This window comes from Streptomyces sp. GD-15H (assembly GCF_045291515.1).
GTDB lineage: Bacteria > Actinomycetota > Actinomycetes > Streptomycetales > Streptomycetaceae > Streptomyces.
Window position 1 is genome coordinate 3,125,760 of record NZ_CP149447.1, and the last position, 20,848, is coordinate 3,146,607.

At 72.0% G+C, this 20,848-nt stretch carries 13 protein-coding genes and 2 pseudogenes; 5 read left to right on the forward strand and 10 right to left on the reverse strand.

Features of this window, described 5'->3' with window-relative positions:
* Window positions 1-7: 7 nt before the first annotated feature.
* Complete coding sequence (locus WJ438_RS14425; RefSeq protein ID WP_406725599.1) at window positions 8-1,696, reverse strand: TerD family protein; 1,689 nt, start codon at window positions 1,694-1,696, stop codon at window positions 8-10.
* A gap of 109 nt (window positions 1,697-1,805) precedes the next feature.
* Entirely contained in the window at window positions 1,806-2,429 is a 624-nt protein-coding gene (locus WJ438_RS14430) for a M48 family metallopeptidase (protein ID WP_406725600.1), read from the reverse strand.
* Between the two features lie 292 nt (window positions 2,430-2,721).
* Here WJ438_RS14430 and WJ438_RS14435 point away from each other — a divergent pair, with 292 nt between their 5' ends.
* Window positions 2,722-3,948 carry a ThiF family adenylyltransferase gene (locus tag WJ438_RS14435; protein WP_406725601.1) on the forward strand — a complete coding sequence of 409 codons (1,227 nt, stop codon included), beginning with the start codon at window positions 2,722-2,724 and terminating at the stop codon, window positions 3,946-3,948.
* Complete coding sequence (locus WJ438_RS14440; protein ID WP_406725602.1) at window positions 3,941-5,341, forward strand: ABC1 kinase family protein; 1,401 nt, start codon at window positions 3,941-3,943, stop codon at window positions 5,339-5,341. The genes WJ438_RS14435 and WJ438_RS14440 overlap by 8 nt, the downstream gene beginning before the upstream one ends.
* Window positions 5,342-5,626: 285 nt before the next feature.
* Here WJ438_RS14440 and WJ438_RS14445 read toward each other — a convergent pair whose 3' ends face one another.
* The 4 genes from WJ438_RS14445 to WJ438_RS14460 all read right to left on the reverse strand — a co-directional run bounded on the left by WJ438_RS14445 (window position 5,627) and on the right by WJ438_RS14460 (window position 9,186).
* A complete protein-coding gene (locus WJ438_RS14445) occupies window positions 5,627-5,950 on the reverse strand; it encodes a hypothetical protein (protein WP_406725603.1) in 324 nt (107 codons plus the stop codon).
* Window positions 5,947-6,315: a WhiB family transcriptional regulator gene (locus tag WJ438_RS14450; protein WP_030835084.1), complete on the reverse strand. Its 369-nt coding sequence runs from the start codon at window positions 6,313-6,315 to the stop codon at window positions 5,947-5,949. Before WJ438_RS14450 ends, WJ438_RS14445 begins: the two co-directional genes overlap by 4 nt.
* A gap of 171 nt (window positions 6,316-6,486) precedes the next feature.
* Window positions 6,487-6,801 (reverse strand): hypothetical protein, encoded by a 315-nt coding sequence (locus WJ438_RS14455; RefSeq protein WP_406725604.1) that lies wholly within the window; start codon window positions 6,799-6,801, stop codon window positions 6,487-6,489.
* Between the two features lie 165 nt (window positions 6,802-6,966).
* A complete protein-coding gene (locus WJ438_RS14460; protein ID WP_406725605.1) occupies window positions 6,967-9,186 on the reverse strand; it encodes an ATP-dependent DNA helicase UvrD2 in 2,220 nt (739 codons plus the stop codon).
* A gap of 203 nt (window positions 9,187-9,389) precedes the next feature.
* Between WJ438_RS14460 and WJ438_RS14465 the strand changes: the two genes are divergently transcribed.
* From WJ438_RS14465 to WJ438_RS14475, 3 genes and pseudogenes are all read left to right on the forward strand, one after another.
* On the forward strand, window positions 9,390-9,647 hold the full coding sequence (locus WJ438_RS14465) for a mycoredoxin (RefSeq protein ID WP_406725606.1): 258 nt from the start codon (window positions 9,390-9,392) through the stop codon (window positions 9,645-9,647).
* Window positions 9,648-9,728: 81 nt separating this feature from the next.
* The gene (locus tag WJ438_RS14470) at window positions 9,729-10,349 is read left to right on the forward strand and encodes a LysE family translocator (RefSeq protein ID WP_406725607.1); all 621 of its coding nucleotides are present in this window, start codon (window positions 9,729-9,731) and stop codon (window positions 10,347-10,349) included.
* A gap of 781 nt (window positions 10,350-11,130) precedes the next feature.
* Window positions 11,131-11,226 (forward strand): annotated as a pseudogene (locus tag WJ438_RS14475) (NrdH-redoxin); the annotation flags it as partial.
* A 66-nt stretch (window positions 11,227-11,292) separates the two neighbouring features.
* Here WJ438_RS14475 and nudC read toward each other — a convergent pair.
* The 4 genes and pseudogenes from nudC to WJ438_RS14495 all read right to left on the reverse strand — a co-directional run bounded on the left by nudC (window position 11,293) and on the right by WJ438_RS14495 (window position 20,723).
* A complete protein-coding gene (nudC, locus tag WJ438_RS14480) occupies window positions 11,293-12,249 on the reverse strand; it encodes an NAD(+) diphosphatase (protein WP_406725608.1) in 957 nt (318 codons plus the stop codon).
* A 148-nt stretch (window positions 12,250-12,397) separates the two neighbouring features.
* The gene (locus WJ438_RS14485; protein WP_406725609.1) at window positions 12,398-13,810 is read right to left on the reverse strand and encodes a dipeptidase; all 1,413 of its coding nucleotides are present in this window, start codon (window positions 13,808-13,810) and stop codon (window positions 12,398-12,400) included.
* A 10-nt stretch (window positions 13,811-13,820) separates the two neighbouring features.
* On the reverse strand, window positions 13,821-17,372 hold the full coding sequence (locus WJ438_RS14490) for a UvrD-helicase domain-containing protein (RefSeq protein WP_406725610.1): 3,552 nt from the start codon (window positions 17,370-17,372) through the stop codon (window positions 13,821-13,823).
* Window positions 17,373-17,472: 100 nt separating this feature from the next.
* A pseudogene (locus WJ438_RS14495) lies at window positions 17,473-20,723 on the reverse strand (ATP-dependent helicase).
* Window positions 20,724-20,848 lie beyond the last annotated feature (125 nt).

The window sequence follows — 20,848 nt, forward strand, 5'->3', positions numbered from 1 at the left end:
GGCTCCCTCAGATCTCGTACGGCTGGACGACGATGAAGTTGCCGGGCGCTCCCCGGAACTGGAGGTTGACGCTCTCCCCGGTGTCACCGGGGTAGGAGTTGCGGCGCATCCGCACCTGGCTGGAGACGATCACCTGGGAGGCGGCCGACCAGGCGACCACGGCGTTGCAGTCGGCGAACGTGGTGGGGGTCACCGGCAGCACCACGGGCACACCGTGCGTCTTCACGACGATGGTGCCGGTTCCCTGGAACTGCATCGTGAACAGCGCGCCACCGGGAATGCCGTGCCCCTCGATGCGGCGGACCTCATACTGGAGGCCTTCGTCGAAGGCGAGGACGTTCTCGGCGGAGACGCACACGGCGTCGCCCTGGAGCTCGATCGGGTGCAGCATCGTGGCGTCCTCGGCGAAGAACACCTGGCCCTGGCCCGTGCAGCGCATCAGCTGCATCTCCTGGCCAGTCGCGTTGCCCACGATCCGACCGCTGAACCCCGCGCCCTTGTAGCTGAAGTCGACCTTGCCCTGGTAGAGGACCATGCTGCCCTGACGGGCCAGCACGGGCTGTCCGCCGATGCCGAGGTCGACGCGGACGAGCTTCCCGTTCTGCTGGGTCCAGCGCTGCCCGGTGGGCGTCTCCTTGAACATCTGGAGCGCGCCGAGCACACCCGGGGTCTGCGGTGCGCCCTGGGGGACGTCCTGCGGTGCTCCGTAGGGAGCCTGCTGGCCGAGCATCTGTCCGGGCGGCATCTGTCCGGGCGGCATCTGCTGGCCGTAGCCCGGTGGGGGTGTCGGCTGGCCGTAACCAGGCGGCGGGGCGGGAGCCTGCGGTGCCTGCGGCTGCGCGCCGTAGCCAGGGGGCGCGCTCGGACCGGGAGCGGGCGGGACGGGCGGCGGTGGCTGCTGGCCGGGCCGGCCGAAGGGCGCCGGCGCTGGGGCCGGAGGCGGCACCGGGGAGCCGCCGGGCGGAGTGTGCAGGGGCGCGACGATCGTCTGCGCGGCGTGCACCGACGGTGCCGGAGCCGGTGGCGGGGTGGCGGCGGGGGGAGGGACGAAGCCCTGTGCGGCGGGCTGAGGGGCCGGCGCGGGGGCGCCGGGGACGGCGAACGCGGGCGGCGCGAAGCCGGGGGCGGCGCCGCCCGCCTGCGGCTGCTGCGGGGCGGCGGGCTCCTCCTCCGCCACCTCACCGCCGAAGTTCTTCAGCAGTGCATCGAGCCCGCCGTCGAAGCCCTGACCGACGGCGGCGAACCGCCACACGTCCTTGAAGTAGAAGTCACCCAGCATCACGGCCCGCTCGGTGGAGAACTCCGAGCCGTCGAAGGGGTAGCGGGCCACTTCCTCGCCGCCCGCCACGATGCGGATGTACCCGGGACCGATCTGGGACATCTGCCCGGCGCCGTCGAGCGTCGCCGTGAAGGACAGCTTCTTGATCTGCTGCGGGATCCGGTCCAGCGTCACCCGGAAGGATTCCGTGTCGCCCGCCTGTGCACCCAGGAGCTGCAGGGACTCCTCGGGGGACTTCGGCTGGTTGAAGAAGACGAAGTACCGGTCGTCCGAGAGCCGTTCCTCGGCGTCCAGACCGAAGCAGCTGATGTCGAAGGTGAGCCCGGGGCCGGAGATCTGCACGCCTACGTACAGATCCGTGCCCGCGGTGAGATCACTGATCCTGGCCTTGTGGCCGCGTTGGAATTCCCTGGCCATGCGTACGACCGTCCCCCATCCCGAATGTGAGTGCGTCGCGCCAGGCTAACGGCAAATCCGGACAACCGATGAAGTCGGTACAGACCCGGTACACGACAGGCGCGTGCCCCTACGGTGTGCTCACCTCGGACGGTGTTCCCTCGTCGCGGGTACCGGGCAGATGCGGCAGCCGCTCGGCCGCGACCACGCCTTCGAGGTAGCCCCGGGCCCGTTCCGTCTTCGGATACGCCTCCAGCAGGCGCCAGAAACGGGGCCCATGACCGGGCACCAGCAGATGCGCCAACTCGTGGCAGAGGACGTAGTCGACGACGTACTCGGGCATGCCCTGCAGCCGGTGCGACAGGCGAATGCTGCCCTCGGACGGCGTGCACGAGCCCCAGCGCGTGTTCTGGTTGGTCACCCACCGCACGGAGCGGGGCAGGACCCGCCCGTCGAAGTACTGGGCCGACAGCCGCTCGGCACGCTCGGCCAGTTCGGTATCCCCGAGTGCCCGCCTGCTCTCCTGGGCGGCCAGCTTGTCGAGCATGACGTTCACCCAGCGCTGCTCCTCCGCCTCGGACATCCGGGCGGGAATGAGCACGACGGTGCGATCGCCCTCGCGGTACGCGGAGACCGTTCTGCGTCGGCGGGAACTCCGGCGGACCTCGATCGCGCTGGCCCGTGAGCCGTTCGTCGACTGGCTCGTCGTGCTGCGCTGTGGTGTGGCGGCGCGGTGCGGTGGGTCGGCGGGCACGCCCCGACGTTACCCGCTGCACACGGGGAAGTCCCGGCTCCGGGACGCTTCGATATCGATGCCCCCCACCATGCGCAGGATTTATAAGATCATTCTCTCCATCTGTGGACAACCTCCCGCAGACCGATGCGAAGCCGTGCATGCTGGCATTCGTCGACCGCCCCACGAGCGGGTTCGGCGGTACTGGGTTCCAGCGGTACCGGGTACCGCAGTTCAGCGGTGCCGCGACGGGGTCGGTGACACACGGCACTACGGCACTACGGCAGCGATCAAGGGCATACGGGGACCTGGCATGCATCCGATGGTGAAACCCGCGCTCCGGCGCGGATGGCGCGACCTCAACACCGTGCAGTTCGGGATGACACCCGCGCACGCGTTGACCCTGGGGCCGGTGGACACGGCGACGGGCAGCTTCCTCGACCTGCTCAACGGCACCCGCGGGCTCGATCGCCTGCGCGAGGAGGGCCGGCGCATGGATCTGCCCGACGGCCATGTCGACCGGCTCGTGACCAGACTGTCGCGGGCCGGGCTCCTGGACGACTCCCGGGGCGGCGGTCCGGCCGCCGACGCCCTGCGCGAGAAGCGGGAGGTCCTCGACCGGCTGCGCCCCGATCTGGCGTCGCTGACCCTGACCACCTCCGCACCGGGCGACGCGCTCGGGCGACTCGCCGCGCGCCGCGGCGCGCGGGTGCAGGTGAGGGGCGCGGGCCGGGTGGGCGCGATGCTGGCGGCACTGCTGTCGGGAGCCGGCGTGGGTGAGGTCGACGTGCGCGACATCGGGCGGGTCGAGCCCTGGGACGTCGCACCGGGCGGCCTGCCCGCCGAAGCCGTCGGCGATCGCAGGGACGAGGCGGCCCGCCGTGCCGTACGCCGTGCCGCGCCGGACCGACCGCGGCGCCGGACCGCCCGGTCGCCGCACGAGGGGGGCGATCCCGGATTCTCCCTGGTGATCCTCGCTTCCCGGGACGACGTCGCCGTGCACGCCCCGGACCCGTCCGGGGCCGAGACCCTGGTGGCCTCCGGAACACCCCATCTCTACGCGGGAGTGGCGGAGGGAACCGGTGTCGTCGGTCCGCTCGTCCTGCCCGGTGAGACCGGCTGCGCGGGCTGCCTCCAGGGGGGCCGGACCGACCGGGACCCGGCCTGGCCCCGTATGGTCGCCCAGTGGCGCTCCGGGCGGCAGCGCCGTGTGGGAGCCTGCGACATGGCGCTGGCCGCGACCGTGGCCGGACTGGCCGGCGCCCACGCGCTGGCTCACCTGGACGGCCATGTTCCGTCCAGTGCCGGCGCTCGCTGGGAGGCTTCCCTCCCAGGTCTGCACTGGCATCCGCGGCCGGTCCGGGCGCGTCCCGGGTGCCCGTGCGGAGCGGCGGAGGGGGACGCGGCGAAAGGCATGTCGGAACACACCTCCGAATACGGCCGGACGCACGAGACAATGGCCTCGCAAGGGCCGTCGAAGGAGTCGTGCCGTATGGCGGACGCGGAGCGGCCGGCAGGGACTTGGAGGGCTCATGTCTGATCTTCCCCGGAAGGCGGTCACCCGGACCGCCAAGCTGGCCGCGCTCCCGCTCGGCTTCGCCGGGCGGGCGACCTGGGGGCTCGGCAAGCGGATCGTGGGAGAGTCCGCGGAGATCGTCGGCCGGGAGTTGCAGCAGCGCACCGCGGAGCAGTTGTTCAAGGTGCTCGGCGAACTCAAGGGCGGAGCGATGAAGTTCGGCCAGGCCCTGTCGGTCTTCGAGTCGGCCCTGCCGGAGGACATCGCCGGGCCCTACCGCGCGACGCTGACGAAGCTTCAGGAAGCGGCCCCGCCGATGCCGACCCGCACCGTGCACGCGGTGCTGGAGGAGCGGCTCGGCGAGGGCTGGCACGATCTGTTCCTCGAGTTCGAGGACAAGCCGTCCGCCGCGGCCTCGATCGGCCAGGTGCACCGGGGGGTGTGGCACGACGGCCGCGAGGTGGCGGTCAAGGTTCAGTACCCGGGCGCCGGCGAGGCCCTGCTGTCCGACCTGAATCAGCTGAGCCGGTTCGCCCGCCTACTCGGCCCGCTCATCCCCGGTATGGACGTCAAGCCACTGATCACGGAGCTGAAGGATCGGGTCGCGGAGGAGCTGGACTACGCCCTGGAGGCCCAGGCCCAGCAGGTCCACGCCGAGGAGTTCGCGGACGACCCCGATGTCGTCGTACCGGCAGTGGTCCACCAGTGCGAGCAGGTACTGGTCACCGAGTGGATGGACGGCATACCCCTGTCGGAGATCATTTCGGACGGCACGGAAGAGCAGCGCGACCGGGCCGGTCAGCTTCTGGCCCGGTTCCTGTTCTCCGGCCCGGCCCGCACCGGGCTGCTGCACGCCGATCCGCATCCGGGCAACTTCCGTCTGCTGCCCGGCGGTCCGGACGGCGAGGGCGACTGGCGTCTCGGCGTGCTGGACTTCGGCACGGTCGACCGCCTCCCGGGCGGGCTGCCCACCCCCATCGGCGAGGCACTGCGGATGACACTGGACGGCGAGGCGGAGGCCGTCTACCAGATGCTGTGCGTGGAGGGTTTCGTCAGGGAGACCATCGAGCTGGACCCCGACGCGGTCCTCGAGTACCTCCTGCCGATCATCGAACCGGCGCAGGTCGAGGCGTTCACCTTCACCCGCGGCTGGATACGCGGTCAGGCCGCACGCGTCGGCGACCCCCGCTCCCCCGCCTACCAACTGGCCAAGCAGCTCAACCTCCCTCCGGCGTATCTGCTGATACACCGGGTGACCCTGAGCACGATCGGTGTGCTGTGCCAGTTGGGCGGGACGGTACGGCTCCGCGAGGAACTGCGGGAGTGGCTGCCGGGGTTCCTCCTGGAGGAACCGGACGCGGAGGATGCGGAAGGCGCGGGGGCCCCGGCGGAGGAGAAGTCGGCGGCTCAGGCGTGAGACGCACGGGCCGCGCCCGCCGTCACCACCACTGCGCGTGCAGACGTCCCTCGATCGCCCGCAGGTTCTCGCGGGAGCAGCCCGCGCGGTAGTGCCGACGGGTGCCGTTCTCCACGGAGAGGGCTCGTCACCCGGCGACCATAACGCCGTACCCGACGGCCCGTCCGGCACAACGCACGGCGGGGCCGGCCCGTTCGGCACGGACTGGCCCCCGCGGTGGAGGGGGACCGCTGGGTCAGCCGGATCGGAGAAACCGGCCTGCTCAGCGGAATCGCTGCCGCACGACTACTGCATGACGGCCATGGCGAGCGCGCGGCGGGCGCGCCGGGAGGCACGCTCGGCGCGGCGCTGCATCCGGCGAGCGGTCACGAGACGCACGGCCTGGCGCTCCCGCTCGGCCTCGTGCAGCCGCTCGTGCATATGCGCACGGGCCAGGGCTTCTGGAATGAGTTGCATCTCACGGGTCCTGTTCTGGCGCGAGTCGTTCGCACCACTGGTGGTGAAGTCTTCGGTCGCGGAGCCTGCGGGCTCGTCGGGGGTCGGCATCATCGGGGCCTGCTTCTGCGGGTCGTGCGTGAGGGGGCGGTCGATCGTTCCTGGGGTGTTCATGCCGTGACCGGGTTCTTGCGCGGGCGGCCACGCGGCCGCTTCCGGGCGACGACAACGCCCTGGACGAACAGCTCTCCGCCCCAGACGCCCCACGGCTCACGCCGCTCCTTGGCGCCGGCGAGGCAGGCCTCCATCAGCGGGCAGGTACGGCAGAGGGACTTGGCGTACTCCACGTCCGCCGGCGACTCGGCGAAGAAGACCTCCGGGTCGTAGGAACGGCACGGGACGGGTACGCCGAGGTTCTCGATGGCGTCGTCGAGCGCGGTGAGCGCGGTGAGCGGAGTCAAGGTCGGGTCCTCCGTGGAGCCAGGCTTGGGGATCGTGTCGGAAGGCGGTACGGACGGGACGTGCGCTTCGAGTTGCACGGGTCGTCTTCCTCGTCTGGTCGTTCCGGCCGGTGGGCCGGGTGGCGGCTGGTACCGGGTTCTTGTCTTGTCCCGAGGCGCTTCGGTCCGTCGTCCCCGTTCGGGGACAAACAGAAGGGCCGCGGATCCCGGATGGGGTTCCGCGGCCCTGAAGGCGCCGGCCTGATCGAATCAGGCTGGATCACTCCAGGGTTCTGGCCCACGGAAGGCCCACATCAGGTGGTGCTGCGTCGTCTGCTTCCGGAATCCGGCACCGGCCGCCGCAAAGACATAGGTCTGCGCCTGTGCCTCTACCACTTCCAGTGCCTTGATCGGTCGCTCATCGCGCTCACGGAGGACAAGGCCCGCGGGAGCAACGGAGGACGCCGGACGTGCGGCAGGAATGCCGGACAGACCAGTGCCCTGACTCGAGGCGCCGAGCATGCACGGGGAGACGGCCGAGCGATCGGCCATTTTGACGACGGAGCTGGTGTTGATGCTGATCACAGGACTCGCCTCCTCTCGGCGTATCAGGGGACCGGGGTCAGCCGGTCCGGCGAATATGCAAGTACAACACGGACCCGCGGCCTGTGAGAAGGCCGCCGTTCCCGTGCCTAAGAACCTATGGGGATCCCCGGGGCATGCGCAAACTATTTTCTGGACGAGTTGGAATCAGTCCTGATCCTTGTCATGCGCCCCGTCTCCGCCTGCGCATATGGCCAGTACGTCGGCTCCGTAGCGGCCCAGTTTGCGCATCCCCACCCCGGGGATGCGAGCAAGCCCCGCCGCGTCCTCGGGGACCGCCTCGGCGATGGCCATCAGCGTCTTGTCCGTGAAGACGCAGAAGGCCGGCTGTCCGCTGCGCCGCGCCTGCTCGCCGCGCCAGTCGTGCAGCCGCTCGTAGAGGCCCTCGTCCATGTCCGAGGGGCAGTCCTCGCAGCGCATCAACTTCATCTCGCCCGCGTCCGTCAGTGTGCGGCCGCAGACCCGGCATCGGGCAGGGCTGCGCTGCCTGCGTCGAGGGCCCGGGGCCACAGAGGTGGACGCGGCCGCCCCGGACACACCACGCTCCACACCTCCCGCTCCCCCCGTTGCTCCCGCACCACCCCGGCCACCCGCGGCCGTCGAACCGGAACGCAACCCGTCGAGGAAGCGGCTGGCCCGGCGGTTCGCCCTCCCGCCGGGCGAACGGGAGAGCGCCCAGGAGACATGGAGACGCTCGCGCGCCCGGGTGACACCGACATAGAGGAGCCGACGCTCCTCCTCGATCTGCTCGTCGGTCTTTGCGTAGGTGATCGGCATCATCCCCTCGGCGACACCGACCAGGAAGACGACGTCCCACTCGAGGCCCTTGGCCGAGTGCAGCGAGGCGAGCGTGACGCCCTCCACGGTCGGGGCGTGCTGGGCACCGGCCCGCTCGTCGAGTTCGGCGACGAGATCGGCGAGGGTGGCACCCGGTCTCGCGGCGGCGAAGTCCTGGGCGAGGTTCACCAGAGCGGCCAACGACTCCCAGCGCTCCCGCACCGCCCCCGAGCCCGCCGGCGGCCGGGCCGTCCAGCCCTGGCCGGACAGCACGGCACGCACCTGGGAGGGCAGGTCGACGACATCGTCGAGGATGCTGTCGTTACCGCCGAAACGGGCCGCCCCCCGCAGGGCGACACCCGCCTTGCGCACCTCCGGGCGGTCGAAGAAGCGTTCGGCGCCACGCAGCTGGTACGGCACCGAGGCGTCCGCGAGGGCCTGCTCGTAGGTCTCGGACTGGGAGTTCGTGCGGAACAGCACAGCGATCTCACTGGGCCGGACACCCGCGTCGATCAGTTCGCTGATCCGGCGCGCGGCGCCCTCGGCCTCAGCGGGTTCGTCGGGGTACTCGGCGAAGACCGGCTCGGGTCCCGGACCGCGCTGGGAGACCAGTTCCAGCCGATGATCGGCGGCACGACCACGCGCCTGCGCGAGCAGACCGTTGGCGAGGTGGACGACCTGAGGGGTGGAACGGTAGTCACGGACCAGTTTCACGACGGTGGCACCGGGATGCTTGGTGCGGAAGTCGAGCAGATGGTCGGGCGTTGCGCCCGTGAACGAGTAGATCGTCTGGCTGGCGTCACCGACCACGCACAGGTTCTCCCGGTCGCCGAGCCAGAGTTCCAGCAGCCGCTGCTGGAGCGGGCTGACGTCCTGGTACTCGTCGACGACGAAGTGCTGGTACTGGGCGCGGACCTGTTCGGCGATGTCCCGCCGGTCCTGCAGGACGGCCACGGTGAGCAGCAGCACGTCCTCGAAGTCGATGACCCCGCGCTCCCGCTTGAGGTCCTCGTAGGCGGCGTAGAGCTGCGCGATCTCGACGGGGTCGCGGGGCGCCTCACGCGCGGCCTTGGCCGCGGCGGGCGGGTAGTCGGCGGGGACGGTCTGGGTGACCTTGGACCACTCGATCTCGGCGGTGACGTCCCGCAGCTCGCCCCGGTCGAGGCGGACGCGGCAGGCGGCGGCCGCGTCGGCGACGAGCTGGATCTTCCGGTCGACCAGCCGGGGCAGGGAACCACCGACCGCTTTCGGCCAGAAGTACTGGAGCTGGCGGAGCGCCGCCGAGTGGAAGGTGCGGGCCTGGACTCCGGCGGCGCCGAGCTGGCGCAGCCGGCCACGCATCTCCCCGGCGGCGCGGTTGGTGAAGGTGACGGCGAGCACGCTGGAGGGCTGGAGGATGCCGGCGCGCACCCCGTAGGCGATCCGGTGGGTGATCGCCCTGGTCTTGCCGGTACCGGCGCCCGCCAGCACGCACACCGGGCCGTGCAGGGCGGTGGCCACCTCGCGCTGCTCGGGGTCGAGCCCTTCGAGCACCGCGTCGGCCGAGTCCGGTACCCGCGGGAACAGAGGGGAGTGCGTTGCTGCTGTCACACCGCCATGCTGCCAGGTCGCCGGAGACAGGTGAGCCGGTTGTCCACAGGCAGGGCCTCGCGGTCATACCAATGCAGCGGGCGTCACACGGGAGCGCCAGGGCGGATGCGGGGTGGATCACGCCGCAGGGGAATGCTGGCGCTTTCAAGTACGTTCCTCCCCCATCGAGGATTTCCCCGAGCAGCCGAAGGAGCACGAGAGACATGCCGGGCACTGTGACGATGTACAGCACCACGTGGTGCGGCTACTGCCGCCGTCTGAAGGGTCAGATGGACCGCGAGGGCATCGCGTACACCGAGATCAACATCGAGCAGGACCCGGACTCCGCCGCCTTCGTGGAGAAGGCGAACGGCGGAAACCAGACGGTACCCACCGTTCGGGTAGTTCCCGCCACCGGTGGTGACGAGGTCGTGATGACGAACCCGAGCCTCGCCCAGGTGAAGCAGGCTCTGGCGGTCTGACGCTCCCCAGCGTTGCGCCCCCTCCGGCCGAGGTCGCCGGAGGGGGCGCCTCCGCGTGTTCCCCGGTGCGAGGCTGGGCCCATGTTTGTTCAGTTCCTTGCGGCCACGGGTGTGCTCGCTGTCCTGACCATGGTTCCCGGCCCGGACATGGCGGTGGTGACGAAGCGAGCCATTGCGTCCGGCTGGCAGGACGGTCTTCGCACGGTCGGTGGTATCGCGGCGGGACTGCTCATCTGGGGTGTGCTGACCGTGATCGGCCTGGCCGCCGTCCTGGCGGCGTCCGCCACTGCCTACACGATCGTCAAGCTCTCCGGGGCCGTGTACCTCGGGTTTCTGGGTATCCAGGCTCTGCTGCAAAGTCGGCGCAGCCGTTCGGTGGCTTCGGCGGTAAACGTCCCGTCTCCGTCCGGCAACCCGTGGCGCACGGGACTGGTCAGCAACGTTTTCAACCCGAAGATCGCGGTCTTCTACACCGGCCTCCTGCCCACGCTCGCGCCGTCCGGCTTCTCGCCCCACCTTGGGATGACCCTGCTGTTCCTCATCCACGCGACCCTCACGCTCGTCTGGCTCGGCAGCTACGTGCTGGTGCTGGCCAAGGCCCGCGCCTTCTTCGAGAAGCCTGCCGTACGACGCACCTCGGACCGCATCACAGGTGTCGTCCTGATCGGGTTCGGAGTCGAGGTCGCCGCATCCCGACCCTGAACGCCGTTGGAGCCGCGGCTCCGCGCCCCGTTCCGCTCCTCGCCAGGAAGGCCCCGCGGCCACTCGCACTTCGGTGGCACACGGCCAAGGAGCGATGGCACGGGACATCAGGCTCTCTCGCCGCTCCTTGGCGACGGCGCAAGGGTGCACTGAGGTCGCCTGGGCCGGCGGCAAGGACACCGGGCCGGACGTACACCTTCACCTTGTGCTTCTTCAGGAACTCCCGGCGCTCGTCGACGCCCGACCGCTGCCGGCACTCCGCGTGGCTCTCTCCGCTCCCCTCCACACGTCACGGGCTTCGGCCCCTCCTGGCCGGTGGCCTTCTCGCGTTCCTGGGCGAGGCTGGCGGCCCGCGAGGCGTATGCGACGGCGCTGTTCTCGTCCTGCTGGAGTCCCTTGAGGAGCCGATTCGTCCTGCCGTCGCTCACGGCGCGCTTCGCCGCGCGGCTGTCGTCGATGGTCGTCGTCGACTCCATCCGTTCCAGGTGGCCGATCTCTCCGAGCAGCCCCGACTCCAGCCACCTTGTTGTTGAGCCAGTTGCCCGGAGACGGACGCGTCCACGGCGAGATCGACGCCGCCACGTCGATGTCCACGGCGAAGTCGACCGGCTCCATGCCTTCGGCGTCCGCCCGCTTGCTGATGCGTGTGCGCCGCGTTTCCTCGCCGGTCTGGTTTTCGTCGCCTACAGACGGACGGACCGCGCCGAGCGCCCTGGGCTTGTCGCTCACCCTTGCCCCTCCCCAAGACATGGGCGGCCCTCCTGGCCGCCACAGGCAGGAGGGACATGGACAGACCGTGCCCACCGTGCTCTTCCCGGATGGCCCGACGCTCACCAACCCGTCGCTGGCGCAGGTGAAGCAGAAGACCGACGGCTGAGCGAGTGGCTCACCGGGAGTGGGGTGGGCGCCCCTCGTCAAGGGGCGCCCACCCCACTCCCGGGTGTCAGAAGGTGCGGCGGGTCGGGAGGGGCTTGCCGTACCAGCGCTCGATCAGGCGGGCCGCGATCGAGATGCCGTAGGGCGGGAGCACCTCGCCGGCCTCGAAGGCGGCGCCCAGTTCGTCCCGGGAGAACCAGCGGGCCTCGTGGATCTCGTCGCCGTCGACGTTGATGTCGGTCGAGGTGGCGCGGGCGACGAAGCCCAGCATGAGGCTGGAGGGGAACGGCCAGGGCTGGCTGGCGATGTACTCGACCTCGCCGACGCTGATGCCGACCTCCTCGTGGACCTCGCGGCGCACCGACTGCTCGATGGCTTCGCCCGGCTCGACGAAGCCGGCGAGTGTCGAGAAGCGGCCCTCGGGCCAGTGGACCTGGCGGCCGAGCAGGATGCGGTCGTGCTCGTCGACGACGGACATGATCACGGCGGGGTCGGTGCGCGGGTAATGCTCGGCGCCGCAGGCGGGGCAGCGGCGGATGTGGCCGGCCGCGGCGATGACGGTGCGCTCGCCGCAGCGGGAGCAGAAGCGGTGCAGGCGCTGCCAGTTCTCCAGGGCGACCGCGTGCACCATCAGGCCCGCGTCGCGTGGTGACAGGAACAGCCCGGCCTCGCGCAGTCCTGCCGGACGGGCGGAGTCGTCCATGCGGCCCGGCAGGGCGTCCTTTTGCAGGGCGAAGTAGCTGACGCCGTCCTCGTCGGTGCCGAGGAAGTAGCGGTGCGCTTCGGTGAGCGGCGCCTCGAAGGAGGGTGTCATGACGAGTTCGGTGCGGCCGTCCGTCGTCTCGTCGATGAGGACCTGGCCGCCGGAGACCACGAAGCAGCGCGTCGAGGGGTGGCTCCAGGCCGCCGCGAGCCATGCTTCGTCGAGCCGGTGGTGGGCGGCGCGGTTGATACCGCTCGGGGCGGTGAGCGAGACGGGGCGGTCGGCGATGTGGTCGGTCCAAGTGGTCACGGGTGCTTCCAACTCCCCCGGGGGAACGGATTGGGTCGGCGGTTGGTTCGGCGGGACGTACGGCGGGAGGCGACCGGGTCCGGCGGCACACGCGGCGACTGGGGTGCTTCCAGTGTGCCTGCCCCGCGCGGGCGTCCGGGGCCGGGCGGCCCGAGGGCGTTCAGGGCACGCGCCGCCAGTGCTCGGCGAGGTCGCCCCAGAGGTGTGCGGTGGTCTCGACGCCCTTGAGGAGGAGGTCCACTTCGACCTTCTCGTCGGGCGCGTGCCATCCGTCGGACGGGACGGAGATGCCGAGGAAGAGCACCGGTGCGCCGAGGACGTCCTGGAGGTCGGCGGCCGGCCCGGAGCCGCCTTCGCGGGTGAAGCGGACGGGTTTGCCGAAGGCGCGGCCCATGGCGCGGACCACGGACTCGAGGGCGGGGTGGTCCAGCGGGGTCAGGCACGGGCGGGTGGCGGGGCGGAAGACGATCTCACAGCGGATGCCCTCGGGGATCTGCCCCGCCGTCCAGTCGCGGACGGCTTTCTCGATGTGGTCGGGGTCCTGGCCGGCGACCAGCCGGAAGGACAGTTTGACCATCGCCGAGGACGGGATGATCGTCTTGCTGCCGGAGCCCTGGTAACCGCCGCCGATGCCGTTGACCTCGGCGGTGGGGCGGGCCCAGACGCGCTCCAGGGTGCTGAATCCGGTCTCGCCGCGGGTGCCGTGCGATTTGGCGGTACGCAGCCACTCCCGCTCGTCGAAGGGGAGTTCGGCGAAGAGTTCGCGTTCGCGGTCGGTGAGCTCGACGACGCCGTCGTAGAAGCCGGGGATCGCCACGCGCGCGTGTTCGTCGTGCAGGGCGGCGACCATGCGGGCGACGGCGGTGGCCGGGTTGGGCACCGCGCCGCCGAAGGAACCGGAGTGGATGTCCTGGTCCGGGCCGTGCAGCCGGATCTCGCACTCGGCGAGGCCGCGCATGCCGGTACACACGGTGGGGGTGTCCTCGGACCACATGCCGGTGTCGGAGACGATCACCGCGTCGGCGGCGAGCCGGTCGGCGTGCCGCTCGACGAGTGCCCGGAAGTGGGGTGAGCCGGATTCCTCCTCGCCCTCGATCAGCAGCTTCAGGTGCACGGCGGGGGTGGTGCGGCCGGTCGTGGCGAGGTGGGTCCGCACACCGAGGGTGTGGAGGAACACCTGGCCCTTGTCGTCGGCCGCCCCGCGCGCGTAGAGGCGGTTGCCCCGTACGACGGGTTCGAAGGGCTCGCTGTGCCAGCCGTCCTCGCGGGCGGCGGGCTGCACGTCGTGGTGGCCGTAGACCAGCACGGTGGGTGCCCCGGGGTCGGCCGAGGGCCATTCGGCGTAGACGGCGGGGGCGCCCGGGGTGGGCCAGACCTCGGCGGTCGGGAATCCGGTCGCGGTGAGTTCGGCGGCGAGCCAGTCGGCGCTGCGGCGCACGTCGGGTGCGTGATCGGGCTGGGCCGACACCGAAGGGATGCGCAGCCATTCGACGAGGTCGTCGAGGAAGGCGGCGCGGTGCTGTTCGATGTACGTACGGACGGCGCTGACGGCACTGTCAACGGGCTGGCTCATGGTCTCGAGCCTATCGGCCCGCGGGGGTGTCCTCGGAGTGCGGTATCTCACCGGACGGTTCCCCCAGCAGCAGCCGCTCCAGCGCTTCGCGGCCCGGCAGCACGGCGGGGCGTACGACCTCGCCGGTGCGTACGTACAGGAAGGCGGCGGTGACCGACTCCAGGGAGACGCCCTGCTGCTCGGCCCAGGCGAGCCGGTAGACGGCGAGCTGGAGGGGGTCGGCGGTGCGGTTGCGGTTGGTCTTCCAGTCGATGATCTCGTACGTCGTCCCGTGACCGGTGCCGTCGCCGTCTCCCTTCCCGCCGTCGCCCTGCCGGTAGACGGCGTCGATGCGGCCGCGTACGACGCGGCCGGCGATCGCCAGCTGGAAGGGGGCCTCCACGCGGTAGGGCGTGCGGCGGGCGTACTCGGTGCGTTCGAAGGCGTCCTTGAGGGCCGCGAGGTCGTGTTCGTCGGCGATCTCGGCTTCGCTGCCGGGGAGCTCGTCGGGTTCGAGCATGGGCAGCTTCAGTTCTTCGAAGCGGGTCTCGACCCAGGCGTGGAAGCGGGTGCCGCGGCGCGCGGCGGGCTGCGGTGGGCGTGGCATGGGGCGGGCCAGTTCCCGGGCGAAGCCGTCCGGGTCGGCGGCCAGACGCAGCAGCTGGGACGTGGTCAGCGACGCGGGCAGCGGGACCTCGGTGACGCTGTCGCGGGCGCGCAGCAGTTCGCCGGTGAGGGCGTCGAGGTCGCGGTCCCAGGAGGCGACGGCACGGGCTTCCTCGGGGGTGAGCCGAGGTGTGGAGGGCTCCGGAGCGGTCGCCTGGTGCGGAATCCGGTGCGGGGCGGTGGGGCGGCGGTCGGCGGAGAAGCCGTCGTCGGGACGGCTGTCGGTGGGACGGTCGGCGGTGGGACGGTCGGCGGTGGGACGGTCGGTGGTCCAGGAGTCCCAGTCGCCGGAGTCGTCGTCCACGAAGGGGTCGCCCTCCTCGGGCGGGGGGTACTCGTCGTCCGGTGGCGGGGGCCAGTCCGGGTCGGCGTAGATGCCGGGGGTGTGTACGGCCGTGGGGTGGTCGTCCGAGTGGCCGGCGAGGCTTTCCAGGTGGGCCAGGACGGTTTCGGCGGCGGCGCGGCGGCGGGCGAGGGCGTCGTCGTCCAGCGGGAGGGGCCACACCTGGTCCTGGGTGGCCCGGTGCAGGGCGGGGTTCTCGTCGTCCTCGGCGGGCTCGTCCGCCCAGGCCTCGATCTCGCCGTGCCCGGCGGCGCAGTGGTCGTGGAGGGCCTGCAGGAAGGCGGACGGCCCGCGCGGCTTCTTCTGCGAGGGCCCCCACCAGTGGCCGGAGCCGAGCAGCAGCGAGCGGGGGCGGGTGAAGGTGACGTAGCCGAGGCGGAGCTCCTCGGTGTGCTGGTGCTCCTTCATGGAGTTGTGGAAGGCCTTCAGGCCCCTGGAATCCCAGGACTCGACGTCGGGCAGGGTGTCGGCGTCGCCGCGCAGCCCGTGGGGCAGCACCTTGCCCTGTGCGGTCCACTTCTCGCGGCCCTGGCCGCTGGGGAACGTGCCGGTGACCAGTCCGGGGACGGCCACGACGTCCCACTCCAGGCCCTTGGACTTGTGCGCGGTGAGCACCTTGACGGTGTTCTCGCCGCCCGGCAGCGCGTTGTCGAGGCCCTTCTCGTACTGGGCGGCGGTGCGCAGGAAGCCGAGGAAGGCGAGCAGGGTCGCCTCGCCGTCCCCGGCGGCGAAGGAGGCGGCGATGTCGAGGAAGTTGGACAGGGTCTCGCGGCGGCGGGCGGCGAGGGCGTGCGGGGACGCCGACAGTTCGATCTCCAGGCCGGTGACGGCGAGGATGCGGTGCAGGACGTCCATCAGCGGGTCGGCCAGTGAACGGCGCAGGTCACGCAGTTCGGTGGCCAGCCGGGCGAACCGCACGCGCGCGTCCGGTGAGAAGGGCAGCCCGTCGTCGCCCTGTCCGTCCAGGGGCGTCTCCAGGAACGTGTCGAGGGCGTCGGCGAGTGAGATCACCTCGGCCGGGTCGACCCCTTCGACGGCTGCGGCGAGGCGGCGGTCGGGGTCGTCCTCGCCGTCCACGCGCGCGTGGGACACGAGCATCCGCGCGCGGCGCCCGAGCAGGGCGAGGTCGCGTGGTCCGATGCGCCAGCGCGGGCCGGTCAGCAGACGGACCAGCGAGGCGTTGGCCCCGGGGTCCTGGAGCACCTCGCAGACGGCGACCAGGTCGGCGATCTCGGGCAGGTGCAGCAGCCCGGACAGGCCGACGACCTCGACGGGTACGTCCCGGGCGACGAGGGCGCTCTGGATCTCGGCGAAGTCGGCCGCCGTGCGGCACAGGACGGCGACCTCACCGGGCGCCTTCCCGGTGCGTACGAGGTGGGCGAGGGAGTCGGCGATCCAGTCGAGTTCCTCGGCGTGGGTGCTCAGCAGGGCGCAGCGGACGGTGCCGTCGCGTTCGGCTCCCGGGGCCGGGCGGAGGGCTTCCACGCCCGCGTGCATGGCCCGCAGGGGCTCGGCGAGGCCGTTGGCGAGGTCCAGCAGGCGGCCGCCGCTGCGGCGGTTCTCGCTGAGCGACTGGCGGGTGGCGGGGCTGCCGTCGGCCTGGGCGAAGTGCTCGGGGAAGTCGTCGAGGTTGGCGACGGAGGCACCGCGCCAGCCGTAGATCGCCTGGCAGGGGTCGCCGACGGCGGTCACCGGGTGGCCGGTGCCGCCGCCGAACAGGCCGGCCAGCAGGACGCGCTGGGCGACCGAGGTGTCCTGGTACTCGTCGAGGAGGACCACGCGGAACTCGTCACGCAGGACGCGGCCCACCTCGGGGATCCGGGCGAGCCGCGCCGAGAGGGCGATCTGGTCGCCGAAGTCGAGCAGGTCACGTTCGCGTTTGGCGGCCCGGTAGCGCAGTACGAGATCGGCGAGCTCGCGCCGCGCGGCGGCCGCTTCGGGCACTTTGCGCAGGTCGGCGTTGGTGAGCCTGGTGTTCTCCAGGGTGCGCAGCAGCTCGGTGTCGTGGCCGCGCAGGTCCTCGGGCCGTACGAGGTGTTCGGAGAGTTCGCCGTCGAGGGTGAGGAGGTCGCCGACCAGGTCGGGAAAGGAGCGGGTCAGTGCCGGGTAGGGGCCGGGGGCCTCGCGCAGGACCCGTGCGGCGAGCTGGTAACGGGTGGCGTCGGCGAGGAGGCGGGAGGCCGGTTCGAGGCCGATGCGCAGTCCGTGGTCGGTCAGGAGGCGGCCCGCGAAGGCGTGGTAGGTGGAGATCACGGGTTCGCCCGGCGGGTTGTCCGGGTCGATGGTGTCCGGGTCGGTGACGCCTGCCTTGATCAGCGCCTTGCGGACGCGTTCGGCGAGTTCACCGGCGGCCTTGTTGGTGAAGGTGAGGCCGAGCACCTGTTCGGGGGCGACCTGGCCGGTGCCGACCAACCACACCACGCGTGCCGCCATCACCGTGGTCTTGCCCGAGCCGGCTCCGGCCACGATCACCTGGGGAGCGGGAGGCGCGACGATGCAGGCTGTCTGCTCCGGGGTGAAGGGGATGCCGAGGAGCTCCTTGAGCTGATCGGGATCGGTGAGAGGTGCGGGCACATCGTAGAGGCTAACGGCGATCACTGACACCCGAGGCCGGACAGCGCGCCGGGAGCGGAGGACCGCAGGTCGGCGTGGGCGGTGCGATGCGTCACGCCCGTCACTCGACCACGTGCCGCCCCTCGGGCCGGGCGCTGCACGAGGCCCGGAACGCGCAGTGGGCGCAGTGCTGGCCCGTGCTCGGGGTGAAGCGTTCGTCGAGGACCTTGCCGGCGGCCGTGGCGAGCAGGTCGCCAACCCACTCCCCCTCCAGCGGCTCCTGGGCCTGCACCTTGGGCAGGGTCTCCCCGCCGTCCCGTTTGGCGGCGCCCTGGCGCAGCTGGACCAGTTCGGCACCGCCCGTCTCGGGGCGTGCCCCGTCGAACACCTCGTCGACGGCGCCCTCCTGGACGGCGAGCTGGTAGACGGCGAGCTGGGGGTGGCGGGCCACCTCGGCGGAGCTGGGGGCCTGCTTGCCGGTCTTGAAGTCGACGACGTAGGCGCGGCCCTCGCCGTCGGCCTCGACGCGGTCCATCTGGCCGCGGATGCGGACCTCGTAGTCGCCGGCCTCGAGGCTCACGTCGAAGTCGTGCTCGCTGGCCACCGGGATGCGTCCGGCGCGGTCCATGACGTGCCACTGCAGGAAGCGTTCGAGTGCCACGCGCGCGTCCTGCTTCTCCTGCTGCGACTTCCACGGCGCGTCGAAGGCGAGCGCGCTCCACACGGAGTCGAGACGTTCCATGAGGACGGCGAGGTCGGCCGGGGTGTGCCCCGAGGCCACCTCGTCGGCGAGGACGTGCACCACGTTGCCGAAGCCCTGGGCGGCGGTCGCGGGCGCGTCGGCCTTCACCTCCCGGCCGAGGAACCACTGCAGGGCGCAGGTGTGGGCGAGCTGGTCGAGGGCGCTGCCGGAGAGCACGACGGGCTGGTCGCGGCTGCGCAGGGGCACCTTGCTCCGGGTGGGTTCGTACATGCCCCACCAGCGGTAGGGGTGTGCGGACGGCACCAGTGGGCGTCCGTCCTCGTCGGCGAGGGCGGCGAGCCGGGCGAGCCGGTGGGCGGCGGCCTCCCTGAGAGTGTCGGAGACGCGCGGGTCGACCGTGGTGGCGCGAAGTTCGGCGACGAGCGCGGCGACGGACAGCGGGCGGCGCGGGCGGCCGGTGACGTCCTTGGGCTCGACGCCGAGTTCGGTCAGGAAGCGGGAGGGCTGGTCGCCGTCGTCGGCGGGGGCCTTCACGGCCGTCACGACGAGGCGTTCACGCGCGCGGGTGGCCGCGACGTAGAACAGTCGGCGTTCCTCGGCGAGGAGCGCGCCGGGGGTGAGCGGTTCGGCGAGTCCGTCGCGGCCGATGCGGTCGGCCTCCAGCAGGGAGCCGCGGCGGCGGAGGTCGGGCCACAGGCCTTCCTGGACGCCCGCCACGACGACCAGCCGCCACTCCAGGCCCTTGGCGCGGTGCGCGGTCATCAGCCGTACGGCGTCGGAGCGTACGGCGCGTCGGGTGAGGGTGTCGGCGGCGATGTCCTCGGCGTCGATCTCCTCCAGGAAGTTCAGGGCGCCCCGGCCGCCGGTGCGTTCCTCGGCGCGGGCCGCGGTCGCGAACAGGGCGCACACCGCGTCGAGGTCCCGGTCGGCGTGGCGTCCGGCGGCGCCGCCCCGGCGGGCGGCGCGTTCCAGGCGTGCGGGCCATGGGGTGCCGTCCCACAGGTCCCACAGCGCCTCCTCGGCGGTGCCGCCGCCGGCCAGGCGCTCGCGTGCCGTGCGCAGCAGCGCGCCGAGCCGCTGGGCGCCACGCGCGTACGTGGGGTCGTGCACGACCAGCCGCTCGGGTTCGGCCAGCGCCCGCGTGAGGAGTTCGTCCGAGGGCGGTGGCAGTGGGTTGCCCGCCGCCCGCTCCTCCTCGCGCAGGGCCCGGCCGAGGCGGCGCAGGTCCGCGGCGTCCATGCCGGCGAGCGGAGAGGTGAGCAGGGTGAGGGCGGTTTCGGTGTCGAGCCAGCGGGACTTTCGCCGATCCGGTTCCCTCGGTTCCTGTTCCTGCCCCTCCCCCGGCTCCGGGCCCTCCTTCCGCACCGGGCCCTGCCTCCGCTCCCGCTCTTGTCCCGGGCCGTCGGCCGCCTCCGCCGTCGCCACCGCCCGCAGGGCCGTCAGCAGCGGGGCCACCGCCGGTTCGTGGCGCAGGGGGAGGTCGTCGCCGTCGACGTCCACCGGGACGCCGGCCGAGGTGAGGGCGCGGCGGACGACGGGGAGGGTGCGGAGCCGGCCCGCACCAGGACGGCCATGTCTTTCCAGGCGACGCCGTCCTCCAGGTGGGCCCTGCGCAGGATGTCGGCGATGTTCTCCAGTTCCGTACCGGCGGTCGGGTACGTGTAGACCTCGGCCCGTCCGCCGTCCCGCAGCGGGGCGAGTTCCCGGTGGGCGCGGACCTTCTCGGCGGGAAGGCGGGTCAGCGGCATGCGCTGGGTGACCAGGCGGGTGGCGGCCAACAGGGCCGCGCCGGAGCGGCGCGAGACGCGCAGCACCTCGACCGGGGCCGGGCCGCCGTCCGCGCGGGGGAACACGTCCGGGAAATCCAGGATGCCGTTCACGTCCGCGCCCCGGAAGGCGTAGATCGACTGGTCCGGGTCGCCGAACGCGACCAGGGTGCGGCCACCGCCGGCCAGCGCGTCCAGCAGTCGTACCTGGGCCGGGTCGGTGTCCTGGTACTCGTCGACGTACACGGCGTCGTACCGCGCGGCGAGCTGCCGGGCGACCTCGGGGCGGCGGGTGAGGAGCACCGCGCGGTGGACCAGTTCGGCGTAGTCGAGCACGCCCTGCAGGTCGAGGACGTCGAGATACTCGGCGAGGAAGGCGGAGGCGGCGCGCCAGTCGGGGCGTCCGATGCGGCGGGCGAAGGCGTCCAGGGCGTCGGGGCCGAGGCCCAGCTCCCGGCTGCGGGCGAGCACCGCGCGGACCTCGTCGGCGAAGCCGCGGGTGGTCAGGCAGGCCCGCAGTTCGTCCGGCCAGCGCACGTGTGCCAGACCGAGGCGTTCGAGGTCCGCCTGGCCGGCCAGCAGCTCACGGACGGTGACGTCCTGTTCGGGGCCCGAGAGCAGTCGCAGCGGTTCCACGAAGAGATCGCTGTCCTGGTGGGCGCGGATCAGGGCGTAGCAGAACGAGTGGAACGTGGTCGCCTGCGGGGCGCGTGCGGCTCCTGTCCGCAGGGCCATGCGGTCGCGCAGCTCGACGGCCGCCCTGCGGCTGAACGTCAGCACGAGGATGCGTTCGGAATCACCGCCACGGGCGATGCGCGCGGCCACGGACTCGACGAGTGTGGTCGTTTTCCCGGTGCCTGGACCTGCGAGAACGAGCATCGGACCGGTCTTGTGGTCAACCACGGAACGCTGTGCGGCGTCCAGGCGAGGGGGAGCCGTGCGAGTCGGCGGGGTACGAACCAGTCGATGAGTGCCACGGTTCCCCCGCCGCACCTGGGGGTGCGACAGGCCGTTGGTGGAGAAAGAGG

Bases quoted from the DNA above. Each gene is read 5' to 3' on its own strand.
- WJ438_RS14425 (WP_406725599.1), bottom strand. From the start codon at position 1,696: ATGGCCAGGGAATTCCAACGCGGCCACAAGGCCAGGATCAGTGATCTC.
- WJ438_RS14435 (WP_406725601.1), top strand. From the start codon at position 2,722: ATGCATCCGATGGTGAAACCCGCGCTCCGGCGCGGATGGCGCGACCTC.
- WJ438_RS14440 (WP_406725602.1), top strand. From the start codon at position 3,941: ATGTCTGATCTTCCCCGGAAGGCGGTCACCCGGACCGCCAAGCTGGCC.
- WJ438_RS14445 (WP_406725603.1), bottom strand. From the start codon at position 5,950: ATGAACACCCCAGGAACGATCGACCGCCCCCTCACGCACGACCCGCAG.
- WJ438_RS14465 (WP_406725606.1), top strand. From the start codon at position 9,390: ATGCCGGGCACTGTGACGATGTACAGCACCACGTGGTGCGGCTACTGC.
- WJ438_RS14470 (WP_406725607.1), top strand. From the start codon at position 9,729: ATGTTTGTTCAGTTCCTTGCGGCCACGGGTGTGCTCGCTGTCCTGACC.
- WJ438_RS14485 (WP_406725609.1), bottom strand. From the start codon at position 13,810: ATGAGCCAGCCCGTTGACAGTGCCGTCAGCGCCGTCCGTACGTACATC.